This is a genomic window from Agrobacterium sp. 22117, assembly GCF_052045735.1.
Classification (GTDB): domain Bacteria; phylum Pseudomonadota; class Alphaproteobacteria; order Rhizobiales; family Rhizobiaceae; genus Agrobacterium; species Agrobacterium cavarae.
In genome coordinates this window covers 309656-323054 of record NZ_JBQEPP010000005.1, presented here as the reverse complement: position 1 = coordinate 323054, position 13399 = coordinate 309656, and the positions used below count along the sequence as shown (strand labels likewise).

12 protein-coding genes are annotated in these 13399 nt (G+C 59.4%); 3 read left to right on the top strand and 9 right to left on the bottom strand.

Translation table 11 applies throughout. The features are described from left to right. Positions 1-2: 2 nt before the first annotated feature. From ACTJKV_RS16290 to ACTJKV_RS16280, 3 genes are all read right to left on the bottom strand, one after another. Entirely contained in the window at positions 3-1559 is a 1557-nt protein-coding gene (locus tag ACTJKV_RS16290; protein WP_274101342.1) for a formate dehydrogenase beta subunit, read from the bottom strand. Then, positions 1556-2035, bottom strand: coding sequence for a formate dehydrogenase subunit gamma (locus ACTJKV_RS16285; RefSeq protein WP_274101341.1), 480 nt, complete (start codon positions 2033-2035; stop codon positions 1556-1558). The genes ACTJKV_RS16290 and ACTJKV_RS16285 overlap by 4 nt, the downstream gene beginning before the upstream one ends. A 134-nt stretch (positions 2036-2169) precedes the next feature. Beyond that, the gene (locus ACTJKV_RS16280) at positions 2170-3105 is read right to left on the bottom strand and encodes a LysR family transcriptional regulator (protein WP_440599085.1); all 936 of its coding nucleotides are present in this window, start codon (positions 3103-3105) and stop codon (positions 2170-2172) included. A gap of 302 nt (positions 3106-3407) precedes the next feature. Between ACTJKV_RS16280 and ACTJKV_RS16275 the strand changes: the two genes are divergently transcribed. Continuing rightward, positions 3408-5009: a peptidoglycan DD-metalloendopeptidase family protein gene (locus ACTJKV_RS16275; protein WP_440599084.1), complete on the top strand. Its 1602-nt coding sequence runs from the start codon at positions 3408-3410 to the stop codon at positions 5007-5009. Positions 5010-5060: 51 nt separating this feature from the next. Here ACTJKV_RS16275 and mobB read toward each other — a convergent pair whose 3' ends face one another. From mobB to ACTJKV_RS16245, 6 genes are all read right to left on the bottom strand, one after another. Next, on the bottom strand, positions 5061-5582 hold the full coding sequence (gene mobB / locus ACTJKV_RS16270) for a molybdopterin-guanine dinucleotide biosynthesis protein B (protein WP_112519640.1): 522 nt from the start codon (positions 5580-5582) through the stop codon (positions 5061-5063). Next, positions 5579-6211, bottom strand: a complete 633-nt coding sequence (gene mobA, locus ACTJKV_RS16265) for a molybdenum cofactor guanylyltransferase MobA (RefSeq protein ID WP_274101337.1) — start codon at positions 6209-6211, stop codon at positions 5579-5581. Before mobA ends, mobB begins: the two co-directional genes overlap by 4 nt. Further along, on the bottom strand, positions 6208-7434 hold the full coding sequence (locus tag ACTJKV_RS16260; RefSeq protein WP_274101336.1) for a multidrug effflux MFS transporter: 1227 nt from the start codon (positions 7432-7434) through the stop codon (positions 6208-6210). The genes mobA and ACTJKV_RS16260 overlap by 4 nt, the downstream gene beginning before the upstream one ends. Next, positions 7431-8333, bottom strand: coding sequence for a DMT family transporter (locus tag ACTJKV_RS16255; RefSeq protein ID WP_062424276.1), 903 nt, complete (start codon positions 8331-8333; stop codon positions 7431-7433). The genes ACTJKV_RS16260 and ACTJKV_RS16255 overlap by 4 nt, the downstream gene beginning before the upstream one ends. A 148-nt stretch (positions 8334-8481) precedes the next feature. Beyond that, on the bottom strand, positions 8482-9531 hold the full coding sequence (gene moaA / locus ACTJKV_RS16250) for a GTP 3',8-cyclase MoaA (protein WP_113225846.1): 1050 nt from the start codon (positions 9529-9531) through the stop codon (positions 8482-8484). Positions 9532-9806: 275 nt separating this feature from the next. Further along, complete coding sequence (locus tag ACTJKV_RS16245; RefSeq protein WP_274101332.1) at positions 9807-10796, bottom strand: carbon-nitrogen hydrolase family protein; 990 nt, start codon at positions 10794-10796, stop codon at positions 9807-9809. A gap of 369 nt (positions 10797-11165) precedes the next feature. On the opposite strand from ACTJKV_RS16245, the gene ACTJKV_RS16240 reads away from it, so the two are divergent. Both ACTJKV_RS16240 and ACTJKV_RS16235 read left to right on the top strand, forming a co-directional pair. Beyond that, positions 11166-11546, top strand: coding sequence for a gamma-butyrobetaine hydroxylase-like domain-containing protein (locus ACTJKV_RS16240; RefSeq protein ID WP_111847146.1), 381 nt, complete (start codon positions 11166-11168; stop codon positions 11544-11546). A 35-nt stretch (positions 11547-11581) separates the two neighbouring features. Next, positions 11582-13399 carry a monovalent cation:proton antiporter-2 (CPA2) family protein gene (locus ACTJKV_RS16235; protein WP_274101330.1) on the top strand — a complete coding sequence of 606 codons (1818 nt, stop codon included), beginning with the start codon at positions 11582-11584 and terminating at the stop codon, positions 13397-13399.

Sequence of the window (13399 nt, the reverse complement as noted above, 5' to 3'; positions counted from 1 at the left end):
TATCACTCCGCCGCTTCAACAAGTGGGTTGGGTGCGAAATCCTCCGGGAAGTGCGTCATCGCGCTCATCACCGGATAGGGGGTGAAGCCGCCCAGCGCGCAGAGCGAGCCGAACTTCATGGTGTTGCAGAGATCGGCCAGAAGCTGGCGGTTCTTTTCAGGCTCGATCCCTTGCGCGATCTTGTCGGCAGTCTCGACACCGCGTGTCGAGCCGATGCGGCAAGGCGTGCATTTCCCGCAGCTCTCGACCGCGCAGAATTCCATCGCAAACCGCGCCTGGTTCAGCATATCGACGGTGTCGTCGAAGACGACGATGCCAGCATGACCGATCAGGCCGCCGGCGGCGGTGAAGGCTTCATAGTCGAAAACCGTGTCGAAGAGCGATGGCGGGAAATAGGCACCGAGTGGACCGCCCACCTGCACCGCCTTGACCGGGCGACCGGAAATGGTGCCGCCGCCGATCTCGTTGACGAGTTGGCCGAGCGTCATGCCGAATGCGGCTTCGTACAGACCGCCATGTTTCAGGTTGCCGGCGAGCTGGATCGGGATCGTGCCATTGGACCGACCGACGCCGTAGTCGCGATAGAACTGCGCGCCGCAATCCATGATCACCGGAATGGAAGCCAGCGACATGACGTTGTTGACGACGGTCGGCTTGCCGAACAGGCCCTGGAGGGCGGGAAGTGGCGGCTTGGCCCGAACGATACCGCGCTTGCCTTCCAGGCTGTTGAGGAGGGAGGTTTCCTCGCCGCAGACATAGGCACCAGCACCCACGCGCACTTCCATATCGAAGGCGTGAGGCGAGCCCATCACTGAAGGGCCGAGGATGCTAGCAGAGCGGGCAATCTTTATCGCCTCGTCCATGACGGCGATCGCATGCGGGTACTCGGAGCGGGTGTAGATGTAGCCCTTGGTCGCACCGACTGCGATTGCGGCGATCGCCATGCCCTCGATCAGGACGAAGGGATCGCCTTCCATGATCATGCGATCTGCGAAGGTACCGCTGTCGCCCTCATCGGCGTTGCAGACAATGTATTTCTGGTCAGCGGAAGCGTCTGCGACGGTCTTCCATTTGATGCCTGTCGGGAAGCCTGCACCACCGCGTCCACGAAGGCCGCTGTCGGTGACCTGTCGGACGATGCCCGCAGGAGGCATCCCGATCGCCTTCTCCAGGCCGGTCAGGCCCTGATACTGGCGATAGTCATCGAGCGACAGAGGATCGGTGACGCCACAGCGGGAAAAGGTGAGGCGTGTCTGGCCTTTAAAGAATGGGATATCCTCTGTCAGGCCATGGCCGAGCGGGTGCTCGCCGCCATTGAGGAAACCCGCTTCGAAAAGAGACGGGACATCAGATGCCTTGACCGGACCATAGGCGACACGACCCGCGTCCGTCCGTACTTCGACCAGCACTTCCAGCCAGAGCATCCCGCGAGAGCCGTTGCGGACAATGTGGACATCATGGCCGCGGGAAACGGCTTCTCGCTCGATGGCTGCTGCCACCTTGTCGGCACCGACAGCAAGGGCTGCCGCATCACGGGGAACGAAGACGGTGATGGTCATTTGCTGACCTCCGCCACGATGTCGTTCAGACAGTGCTCATCCACGCGACCATAAAGCTCGCCATCCAGCATAGCCGCCGGAGCGGAGGCGCAGAGGCCGAGACAGAAGACGGGCTCAAGCGTGACGGAGCCATCGGGTGCGGTTTCGTGCCAGTCGAGGCCAAGCCTCGCTTTCGCGCGTTCGGCAAGCCTGTCGCCGCCCATCGACTGACAGGCCTCGGCGCGACAGAGTTTCAGGGTGTGGCGCCCGGCGGGGTGGTCGCGAAAATCGTGGTAGAAGGTGATGACACCATGCACTTCGGCGCGCGAGACATTGAGCGCAGAGGCGATCAACTGCTTGGCACTTTCCGGAATATAGCCGAACTCCACCTGCACCTGGTGCAGGATAGGCAACATCGGACCTTCCAAGTGGCGACAGTGATCGATGATTTCGGATATCCGGCTTGCCTCGGTACTGGCAACCGCTCGAATGTTCATGGTCAGTCCTCCCAAACCGACGCCAGACAGACAGAGACTTATCTCCGTGAAACCCGCGATACCGAGGAGCCGAGTGCTCGTAGGTTGCGCGTGTTCCAATCTGGCTTTCGGGAAGGATGGCGAGAATGCATCCGTCAGGTCAATAAAGACGTCCCGTTGTGCGATAGAAAATTTCTATCAAAAGCGGATGCCGCCGCGCGGGATCTGGCTTCATGGAGAAGCGCCGAAACGAGAGGTGTGTGAGGCTCACGATGGGTTGCGACCAATCCCACCAAGTGTTCAGCATCCGGCTCGGAGATCGGTATCATCCGGATCTGCTCCGGAAAACCGAATGATTCCGCCACGTTACGTGGCATGATGGAAGCCCAATGACCGGTTCGTATGTGGGAAAACAGCACGATCATCGAATTCGATTCAAGTGTCGGCTTGGCTTGGACGCCAGCTTCAGCCATATGCGCATTGATGATACGACGGTTTTGCATGTCCGGTGTTAATAGACAAAGCCGAAGACCGGAGACCTCCTTCCACGTCACAACTTCGCGATCGGCAAGCGGCGTTCCGGCTGCTGTAATGAGGTGGTAGCGTTCCGAATAAAGAGGAACGGTCGTGACCCGGCCCAGCGGTTCATTGTCCAGGTAGGTGATTCCCGCGTCGATCTCGAGATTTTCCAGCTGACTGAGAACCTGCAGAGACGTCCGAGAGGTGACCGAGAAAGTAACGTCCGGGTGACGTGCCTGAAAAGGCTCGGTCAGCCTTGGCACCATGGCTAGCGCTGTGGGGATAACGGCGATCCTGATATGCCCCGCGAGACCCTTTCGGGCTGCGCGCATCTCTTCGCGCATGGTGCGAGCATCGCCGACGATCCGCCTTGCCCATTCGAGAACGCGCTGGCCTTCCGGGGTCAGCCCCTGATAGCGCGACCCACGCACGACCAGTACGACGCCCAGCTGATCCTCAAGCTGGCGGATTGCTGCCGAAAGTGTCGGCTGCGAGACGCGGCATTCTTCGGCTGCCCGACCGAAATGTTCCGCGCGGGCCAGAGCAATGAAAAATTCCAGCTTGTCAATCATTGTGGTTCCTCCCCTCCATTCCGGTTTGGCGCGGATGAGGGGTCGCGGTCAACTGGTGGGAATCAAGCAGGGCCATGCATTGGCGACGGATGAGACCCCATGCTGGATGTCGCTGAGGCCGGCATGGTTATCGAATTGTCAAAAAATATGCGAAGAGCTTAACGTTTTAACGGCGTGGTAACACTAACGCGCTTTAATCATCTCATCGACGCATGGTTTTTCCGTTCGGAAGAGGGGCCTTGCAAGTGTTTGTTCAGCCGGATCGATTCCGATGCGGCGTTTGCGTCAGTGTAGATCGAGTCATGCGTATGAGTCATTCGCCTAAAACCGGAAAATCAATCGCAAAGATGTTCGCAGCGGCATTGCTGGCAAGCGTCGCAACGGGTTGCAGCTCGGACGCGACACGCTTTAGCGGACTCTTTTCCAGCAACAATACGGACCAGATGACGACCGCGTCCATTCCTCAGCGCAACGGTGCCGGTGCCTATGGTCAGGCGCCCGTTCCCCAGGCTGACATGAATGGTGGCGGTTATGCTGCCGCCCCGCAGGGCGGTTATGGCAACCAGAACGCGGCCATGAACCAGCCTTATCCGGCTTCGAATGGCGGCTATGGTTCGGTCCAGCCATCAACGGCCCGTTCGGCATCCTCTGCCGCACCTGTTCAGCGCGCCGAGCTCTCCGCTCCATCGCCGGTAGCAAGCCGCGATCCTGCGACGAGACGCGAAGCCATGGCACAGCCATTCCCATCTGCGACCGCAAACGGCGCGCCCTCCATGGCGTCGGCGCGGCTGCCAGCGAACAACAGCGCCGATACGCTGTCGACCGGCTCCGTCAAGCGCGACAATAATGGCTGGCACACGGAAGGCGCGTCTTCGGTCACGCTGAATTCCGGCGAGACCGTCGCAACGCTCTCCAGACGCTACGGCGTGCCGGAGAAGGCAATCCTGCAGGCAAATGGCCTGAAGAGTGCATCGGCTGCGCGTCCTGGTCAGTCGATCGTCATTCCGCGCTTTGGTCAGACACCCAATGCTGCCCGTGCTGCGTCCAACAATATCGATTTGAGCAAGAACAACGCCCCGGCTCCAACCCGTGGTCAGGAACAAAACCTCGCTGTCCTACCCGCACAGGGCGCTGCTCGCGACAAGGTTTCGGCTGAGAACGGCAAGCTGACCCCTCCAGGTGGCAAGCCGCTGCCCCCAACCGGTGGCTACAAGGTCAAGCCGGGCGACAGCCTTGCCAAGATCGCTCGTGAAAACGGCGTCTCCGTTGCCGAGCTGAAATCTGCCAACAACATTGCAGATGGCAGTATTCGCATTGGTCAGACGCTCGCCATTCCAGCCGCTGGAACAGACGGTATCAAGACCGCCTCAGTCAAGCCGCATGAGACTGCTGCGCCCGCGGCGGCTGCAAAGGCTGTCGAGACACCTGTTGCCAAGACAGAAGTGCCGAAGGCGCCGGCTGCCGAAGCAAGTGTCAGCGATGTCGAGAAGAAGTCCGATGTCGCGTCGATCGCGCCGGAATCCACCGGAATCGGCAAATATCGCTGGCCGGTTCGCGGTGCCGTGATTTCCGGCTTCGGCGAGAATGTCGATGGCAACCGCAATGACGGCATCAATATCTCCGTTCCGGAAGGCACGCCGATCAAGGCTGCCGAAAACGGTGTTGTCATCTATGCCGGCAACGGCCTGAAGCAGCTCGGCAACACGGTCCTGGTGCGTCACGACGACGGCAAGGTCACGGTTTACGGCAACGCTGCCAACCTCGATGTTCAGCGCGGCCAGAAGGTTCAGCGCGGCCAGACAATTGCCACCTCCGGCATGACTGGCAGTGCCAAGCGTCCTCAGGTTCACTTCGAAGTCCGTAAGGACGCAACGCCAGTGAACCCATCCTCTTTCCTTGAATAGTGTTTTGCGTATCAAGGTAAAGGAAAAGCCGGGTCGGAAGGCCCGGCTTTTTCATTTTGATGGACGTTCAAGTCCGACCGTCGCCTCGATGAAGTCGGCGATACCGCCTGTGTCATCGAGATCGAAAACGGGGAGAGTACTTTCCGGGATCAAGTGATCGGCAGCGATTGCAATGATATGCGGATCGCTCGGCGCCAGCGGGTCCGTCTTTGCGGCGTCCTTCCGACGGGCCTCTATTTTCGGCACGGGCTCGTATTTATAGCCTTCGATCAGAACCAGATCGCAGGGCGCGATGCGCGCGAGGATTTCCTCGAAAGAGGGTTCAGCCGCGCCGCGCAGCTCATGCATGATGGCAAAGCGCGTGCCGGAAACGATCGTCACCTCATGCGCGCCAGCCTGTCTGTGCCGCCAGCTATCCGCACCCACCTTGTCGATGTCGAAATCATGATGGGCGTGCTTGATCGTGGAAACTCGGTAGCCGCGCGCGGTAAGCTCCGTGACGATGCGCACTGCCAGCCCAGTCTTGCCCGAGTTTTTCCAGCCGGAAATGCCAAACACTTTTTGACGCGTCATGGAGTGAGACTCTTCAGGAAGGTTTGCGCTTGCGACAGCTCTTCCGGGGTGTTGATGTTGAAAAACGGATCGATGGAACTGGTGGCGCTTTCCACTGGTGGAAAGGACACGCCGATCGTGGGGTGGCGCGCCAGAAAGCTGCGGATGCGACGGTTGTCGTCCTCCGCAAGCCAGTTCTCCAGATCCTCGACGATAGCAAACGGCCAGAGAGCAAAGACGGGATGAACCTGTCCCTTGGATGCGGCGATGACAATGGTGTTCTCGTCCGGTAGGTGATCCAAAAGCTTCGAGGCAAGATCGTCCGGAAAAAACGGGCTGTCTGAAGGTGCCGTCAACATGTGGCTCGCGCCAGATGGGTGGTCTCTAAAGTGCTGCAAGCCTGCGAGAACGCCGGCAAGAGGTCCTGCATGACCCATCTTGGTATCTGGCACGAGAGGCAGGTCAAAGGCCTTGCCCCACTCGCCGGTGGCATTGAGCGCCAGCGTCGAAATCTGTGGCGCCAGTCTATCAATGACGTGGTGCAGGAGGTGTCGCTCGCCGAAGGGACAGAGAGCCTTGTTGGAGCCCATGCGTCGCGAAAGACCGCCGGCCAGAATCAGGCCAGGAAGGGAGCGTGCGGTTTTCATCATGCCTCACCTCTTAGCAGACGCTGCGCGTGGCGGCGCTCCTGTCTGCCCGCATAAGCGCTTGTCGCCACGGCAAGCACGCCATTCACCAGCATGACGAGGAGCAGATGCGTCGTTCCAGCTTCCTCCGATAGCAGAGACGAGGCGACAACGGAAAGCATCGCTCCACCGCCAATCGTCAGCGCGCCTCCAAGTCCGGAGGCGGAGCCTGCCAGATGGGGCTGGGCGCTAACCATGCCGGCATTGGCGCTCGGCAGTGTCACGCCGTTGCCGACGCCGATGAGCGCGAGCGGAATGAAGAACTCATAGTGGCTGCCGAGATCAAGATGAAGGAGCAGGTATGCAACGACGATGCCGACAAGCGCGATCACATTGCCAGCCAGCATCATCACCGGGATGCCGATGCGGCTGGCGTAGCGGCCGGAAACGAAGTTGCCCAGCATATATCCTGTCGCCATGAAGAAGAACTGCATGCCCAGCACCGCTGGCGTCAGCCCGTAGAGCACGCTGCCGACGAAAGGCGCGCCGCCGAGGAAGGCGAAAAACAGGCCGGAGGAGAGCGTGCAGGTCAGTGCATAGCCCCAGAAACGGGTGGAGCGAAGAAGCTGCGGCCAGGCCTGGAACTGGGCTGCGAAACTTGCAGATTTCTGCCGGTTGGTTTCGCCCATATCGAAAAAGACGAGCAGCAGAACCGCCACCGCCGACAGGCCGACAAAGGCAAAGCTTGCCTGCCAGCCGGCGAGATCATTGAGAAAGCCACCGACGGTGGGCCCGACCATAGGCACCACCGACATGCCCATGGTGACGTAGCCGATCATCGAGGCTGCCTGCTCGGCAGGCACCATGTCGCGAACGATGGCTCTTGCCAGCACGAAACCCGAGGCAATAGCCGCCTGCAGAACGCGGCCAATCATGAAGACGGTGATGTTCGGCGCGAATGTGCAGATCAGCGTGGCGACAATCATCAGCACGATGCTGACGAGCATAACCGGTCTGCGACCGAAGAGATCGGACAGCGGTCCGATCACGAGTTGAAGCACGGCAGTGGCGGCGAGATAGCCTGAGACGGCAAACTGCATGACGGCATAATCAGTGCCGAAATAGACCGACATTGCCGCAAGCGACGGCAGGAAGACATTCATGCTGAGTGCTGCAACACCGGCCACCAGAACGAGTGTCATCACATGCGGTGGGGTCGAGCGATCGAGAAAGCGCGCCTTGTTCATTCGATACCTATCGCTTGCTTGGCGATCGGCGCACGGTGACGCCGGCTTTCGCGGTAGAATGTGTAGAGACCGGAGGCGACGATGATGGCCGTGCCCGACAGCGTCCAGACATCCAGATGATCGCCGAAGAAGAAAAAGCCGATCGAGAAGGCCCAGATCATGCTGGTGTAGCGGAAGGGTGCGACGAAGGAGATGTCACCGCTGCGCATTGCCGTGATGACCGCCTGATAACCAATCACGACCAGCAAGGCGGCTGCCACGAGATGCGACCAGACGTAGGTGTCCATTGGCTGCCAGCCACCGAAAGGCATGATCAGCGCCGCACCAAACAAGGTGTTGACGACGGTGGTTGTCATGGTGACGGCCATGGAGGGAACATCTGCATACATGCGCCGGGTCAAGAGGTCGCGTCCGGCGGTGACGAACATCGCACCCAGCACCAGGAGTGCGCCGGAGGTAAAACCTTCCGGGCCGGGTCTAAGAATAACAAGGACTCCAAGAAAGCCGACCAAAATCGCCGTCCAGCGTCGCCAGCCCACAGGCTCCTTCAAGAAAAGTGCTGCACCGAGCGTCACCGCAAGGGGGAGGGACTGCATGATGGCCGCCACATTGGCGAACTGCATCATGCTGAGCGCCTTGAGGTAAAGGATGGAGGCCGAAATCTCGCAGAGACAACGCATCAGGATGACGGGGCGCAACATGGTCTTGAGCGGGCGCAGCGCGCCCATATGGCGCGCAATCACGTAAACCAGAACGCAGGTCATAACGCCGCGAACGAAGAGGATCTGTCCGATATTGATGTAGGGCGTGACGGACTTGGTGAAGGCGTCGTTGACCGTAAAGCTGGCCATCGCCAGAGCCATGAGCAGCGCTCCGCGCGTATTGTCCGTCAATGCCATGATGCCATCCCAAGAACGAGGTCGCGATGCGGGCCTTCCGCAGCGAGGCGACTCCGTTCACTCCTCCTGTCCCAAAGTCGTGGCATGGTGAGCGGACGAATTCAATCCATTTAATGTAAGGGTATCAAATAATAAGCTAGCGGAAGAATCAGCCGCCGGTGACGCTCATGTGGCGGGCGACAGCGGGACGCTTGCGATTCCGATCGATGATGAAGTCGTGACCCTTGGGTTTGCGCAGGATCGCGTCGTCGATCGCCTGAGACAAAAGCGCGTCGCTGTCGGAGGCGCGAAGCGGCGTTCTCAGATCCGCCGCATCGTCCTGACCGAGGCACATATAGAGCGTGCCGGTGCAGGTAATGCGGACGCGGTTGCAGCTCTCGCAGAAATTATGCGTCATCGGCGTGATGAAGCCGAGCCGTCCACCAGTTTCCTTCACTTCCACGTAGCGTGCGGGTCCGCCCGTCTTGAACGGAATATCGATGAGCGTGAAGCGCTCTTCGAGCGAAGCACGAAGGTCCGATAGCGGTAAATAGCGATCGGTGCGGTCCTCCTCGATCTCGCCCATCGGCATGGTTTCAATGACCGTAAGATCCATGCCCCGCGCATGGGCAAAACGCATGAGTTCAGGAATTTCGTGCTCGTTGAAGTCTTTCAGCGCTACTGCATTGAGCTTGATCTTGATGCCTGCCGCAAGAGCCGCGTCAATACCGGCCATCACCTTGGAGAAATCACCCCAACGGGTGATCTGTCGGAACTTCTCCGCATCGAGCGTATCAAGCGACACATTGATCCGGCGCACGCCGCAATCGTAAAGTTCGGCAGCATGAGCGGCAAGCTGCGAGCCATTGGTGGTCAGCGTCAACTCATCCAGCCGGCCCGCTTCTACGTGGCGACCGAGATTGCGGATGAGATGCATGATGTTCTTGCGCACAAGGGGTTCACCGCCCGTCAGGCGCAGCTTGCGCACGCCCTTGGCGATGAAGGCGGAACAGAGCCGGTCGAGTTCTTCGAGCGTCAGCAGATCCTTCTTCGGCAGAAAGGTCATGTGCTCCGACATGCAATAGGTACAGCGAAAATCACAGCGATCCGTCACCGAGACGCGCAAATAGGTGACCGCCCGACCGAAGGGGTCGATCATGGGAGCCCTGACTTCAGAGAGCGGACTTGCCGTTGAGGGAAAACCGGTGACGCTGTTCATGTCCAGAGTCTGGGGATGCGACTGGCTAACGTCAAGTCGAAACTCCGTAATTGCGCTTGGATTGACCGTTGTTGGATCACAATCGATTGCTGTCCCGCCACGCCCACTTGGAAAAGGCCGAGCGCGCGGGCTTGATCGAGGGCACCTTCACGCTCCGGCCATCCACTCGAAAGTCTGTGATCATCTAACACAGAGAGCCCGGGTGCAGTGTCCGTTGACGAATCTGCCCGTTTTGAAAGCGATCGCTGACCGACCGTCCCCGAGCCACTGTTCAATCAAAACAAGCTTCGCTCATCGCTCCTTAGATCACCTTCGATCTGGTGCGGCGCGTAAAGGTTGTTGCGAACCTGTTTCCGCCATGACCGCGCAAGACCTTCAGGGTTCGTCTGGATTTCTGTGACCGCAAAGGCAGGTTGACCATCGATGGGGCATTGAACCGCCCATTGCCCGTCCGGCGAAGCGATACCGGAGGGAGCACCCGGACTTTGAGGCACGAGCGTGGAGAAGCTGATCCAGTAGCTGTTGCTCGCAGCATGGCCTAGAGCCTCTGCCGCGAATGCGGGAGCTCCGGACGGTGTTCCTCCTGCGGTGGAGAACAGGACACAGTCGACCCCAAGCGTTTCGTACTCAACGAAGATTTCCGGGTAATGCACCTCCATGCCCAGCGCGCACCCGATGCGCACGCCATCGACCTCAAACGTCACGGGGTTCCTGCCGGGTGAATACATGAAGGAGATTTTCGTGTTCGAGAGAAGGCGCTCGTCATAGCGCGTCACCAACTCTCCATGATCGGAAACGACATATAGGCTGTTGTGTGGTCGATGCGGCGAAGTCAGGCGATGAACGGACCCAAACACGATCCAAAGCTTGAGTGCGCCGGCCAGTCTCCTGGTTTCCTCCAGTTCCTCGCGCAGCACGTCCCATTGGAAGCGTGTCCAATCGGAAGGCCCGATGGAGCGCGGCCCCGTTTCGGACATGATGCGCTTGCCGGGCCAGCAGGTTGTGCCCTCCGGAAAATGGAGCAGGCGAGACCCTGCTTGATGGGCATCACGCATGAGGCGACGCATCTCCGCTCCACTGGCGCGAAGTGCCGATACATCGCGAGGATCGTCGAAGAGAGACGTTTGTGCCACAGCCAACCGCAGCGACCGGAGTTCGGGACGGCCTGGCTGCTGGCGGATATTACGAAGTGCGGCGGTGTAGGATTCGCCGGTTTTTGCGGCACGGGCACGCACGCGGCGTTTGAGATTTCCATTCTGGGTCATGATCTAGCCTTTCACGTCCCGGACAGGGTTCCCCAGCAACCATCCGGCACGATCGGACCAAGATGAGCGACCCGAGACGAAAGTCCCTTTGCCTCGGTTGAAGACCATGCTGGGGAAGGTCTGAGAGGTTGGGCGCAGGCCACGCCGAGATCAAGATGTCCAGTGACCCTCGATTCGTCAAGCTGTCTACAAAAGTGGAAAGAGCCGGATTTATTCTCTCTGTAGATACCCAGTGGCTGTCATTTTGGATGAAGCCGAGCAACGTCTTTAGCCTTCTGCATAGTGGGGGCTGACGCAATAGCCATCGTCGCTGGGGACTGCTATGACGAACAGCCAAATCTTCACACCTCGATAGAACGATCAGAAATCATGAGCAGCAGCGACAATCAGGCATGGCCCACCGAATTGCGGGTTTCCAAAGATCGCAAACACCTGACTGTGGTGTTCGATAATGGTGTCTCTCACACGCTCCCCGCCGAAATGCTGCGCGTCCTATCCCCTTCGGCGGAAGTTCAGGGACATGGGCCCGGGCAGAAAGTCACGGTGCCGGGCAAGCGCGATGTGGCGATCCGCAACGTGGTCGCCACCGGCAACTATGCCGTGCGCATCGCATTCGATGACGGGCATGACAGCGGCATCTTTACCTGGCGCTATCTCCAGGAGTTGGGTGAAAAGGGAGACGCACTGTTCCAGACTTACGAACAGGAACTTACGGAAAAAGGCTTGAGCAGGGAGCCGCGGTTCCGTTAGGGAAGTTGCATGTGATTTCAATATGGAGGTGACACTTGGCCGTCGAGGGAAATGCGAATGATCTGGCCCAAGTGGTCGTCCTGCTGGCCGCCGGTGTGGTGGCAGCACCCATCTTCAAGCGCATTGGTCTCGGCTCGGTTCTTGGTTATCTCGCGGCCGGTCTCGTCATCGGCCCTTTCGGCTTAGGTGCCTTTTCCGATCCGCAGGCCATCATCCATATCGCCGAACTCGGCGTGGTGATGTTCCTCTTCATCATCGGTCTTGAGATGCAGCCCTCAAGGCTGTGGTCCATGCGTAAGGACATCTTCGGTCTCGGCGCGCTTCAGGTGATGGTCTGTATCGGCGGCCTGACGATGATCGGCGCGGCTTTCGGCTATGCTGTCATTCCCTCCTTCGTCGCAGGAACGGGTTTCGTTCTGACATCCACCGCCATCGTCATGCAGATGCTTCAAGAGCGCAACAGCCTCTCGACGTTGAAAGGGCAGCGTATCATCGCCATCCTTCTCTTCGAGGATCTGGCAATCGTGCCACTTCTGGTGCTCGTCACATTCCTCGGCAGTGGCGGCGAAGAAGTCACGATGGCGGAGCGGCTTTCCTCGATCGGTATTGCTTTGGCTGCGACCGTTGCCCTGATCTTTGCCGGTCGCTATCTGCTCAACCCTCTCTTCCGGTTGCTGGCATCTTCCGGTGCGCGAGAGGTCATGACTGCTGCGGCTCTGCTCGTCGTTCTCGGATCAGCCCTGCTGATGCAGGTCAGCGGCTTGTCCATGGCGATGGGCGCCTTTCTTGCTGGCGTGCTTCTCTCCGAATCCGCTTTTCGCCATCAATTGGAAGCCGATATCGAGCCGTTTCGCGGCATCCTGCTTGGGCTTTTCTTCCTTGGTGTCGGCATGGCGATCGATCTTTCGGTAATTGCTGCCAACTGGAAGATCGTGGTCATCGGCGTCATTGCCTATATGTTCGTCAAGGCGCTGTTGATCTACAGCGTGGCCCGCCTCGTCGGTACCTGCCAGCGTGAGGCGATCGAGCGTGCCGTGCTGATGGCGCAGGGCGGCGAATTTGCCTTCGTCCTCTATTCCGCCGCATCCACTGCAGGCATTCTCGATGCCGAAACCAATGCGGTGCTGACCGCGATGATCATCATCTCGATGATACTGACGCCCTTGATGGTCATTGCCCATGACCGGATCATGCCTGCGGCAAAGCCCAACACGGATGGTCTGGAGCTTCCCGAAAATGTCGAGGGCAGCATTCTGATCATTGGCTTCGGTCGCTTCGGTCAGATCGTCAGCCAACCGCTGCTTGCGCGTGGCTATACGCTGTCGCTGATCGACAAGGACGCGGATTTCGTCCGCGATGCGGCCGATTTCGGTTTCAAGGTCTATTATGGCGATGGCGCCCGTTCGGAGATCCTGCATGCAGCTGGCGCCGCAACCGCGCGCGCGGTGCTGATCTGCGTCGATGACAAGGAGGCTGCGATCCGCATTGCCGAGATCGTCAAGCACGAGTTTCCACTCGTACCGGTTCTGGCCCGCGCTTTCGATCGCGGTCACGCCATCGATCTGGTCAAGGCCGGCGTCGATTATCAGATCCGCGAAACCTATGAATCGGCGCTGGATTTCTCGCAGAAGGCCCTGACCTCCGTCGGTGAAGAACGGGATACCGCCGAGCGCCTCGTGGAAGAGTTTCGAGATGTGGATGTCGAGCGCTTTGCGATCGAGGTCGTGGGCGGTATTTATGCGGGCCGGTCGCTGATACGCGGCAATGCTTCGCCCGCCGATCTCGTGGCTGCCAGGACAGCGCGCGAGCGCGCGCAACGCGAAGCACGTGAAGAGGCAGAGGCCAGCGGCTGA

What these genes read in the sequence shown, in the direction of transcription:
- ACTJKV_RS16290 (WP_274101342.1), bottom strand. Translation starts at nt 1,559, where the DNA reads ATGACCATCACCGTCTTCGTTCCCCGTGATGCGGCAGCCCTTGCTGTC.
- ACTJKV_RS16285 (WP_274101341.1), bottom strand. Translation starts at nt 2,035, where the DNA reads ATGAACATTCGAGCGGTTGCCAGTACCGAGGCAAGCCGGATATCCGAA.
- ACTJKV_RS16280 (WP_440599085.1), bottom strand. Translation starts at nt 3,105, where the DNA reads ATGATTGACAAGCTGGAATTTTTCATTGCTCTGGCCCGCGCGGAACAT.
- ACTJKV_RS16275 (WP_440599084.1), top strand. Translation starts at nt 3,408, where the DNA reads ATGCGTATGAGTCATTCGCCTAAAACCGGAAAATCAATCGCAAAGATG.
- mobB (WP_112519640.1), bottom strand. Translation starts at nt 5,582, where the DNA reads ATGACGCGTCAAAAAGTGTTTGGCATTTCCGGCTGGAAAAACTCGGGC.
- mobA (WP_274101337.1), bottom strand. Translation starts at nt 6,211, where the DNA reads ATGATGAAAACCGCACGCTCCCTTCCTGGCCTGATTCTGGCCGGCGGT.
- ACTJKV_RS16260 (WP_274101336.1), bottom strand. Translation starts at nt 7,434, where the DNA reads ATGAACAAGGCGCGCTTTCTCGATCGCTCGACCCCACCGCATGTGATG.
- ACTJKV_RS16255 (WP_062424276.1), bottom strand. Translation starts at nt 8,333, where the DNA reads ATGGCATTGACGGACAATACGCGCGGAGCGCTGCTCATGGCTCTGGCG.
- moaA (WP_113225846.1), bottom strand. Translation starts at nt 9,531, where the DNA reads ATGAACAGCGTCACCGGTTTTCCCTCAACGGCAAGTCCGCTCTCTGAA.
- ACTJKV_RS16245 (WP_274101332.1), bottom strand. Translation starts at nt 10,796, where the DNA reads ATGACCCAGAATGGAAATCTCAAACGCCGCGTGCGTGCCCGTGCCGCA.
- ACTJKV_RS16240 (WP_111847146.1), top strand. Translation starts at nt 11,166, where the DNA reads ATGAGCAGCAGCGACAATCAGGCATGGCCCACCGAATTGCGGGTTTCC.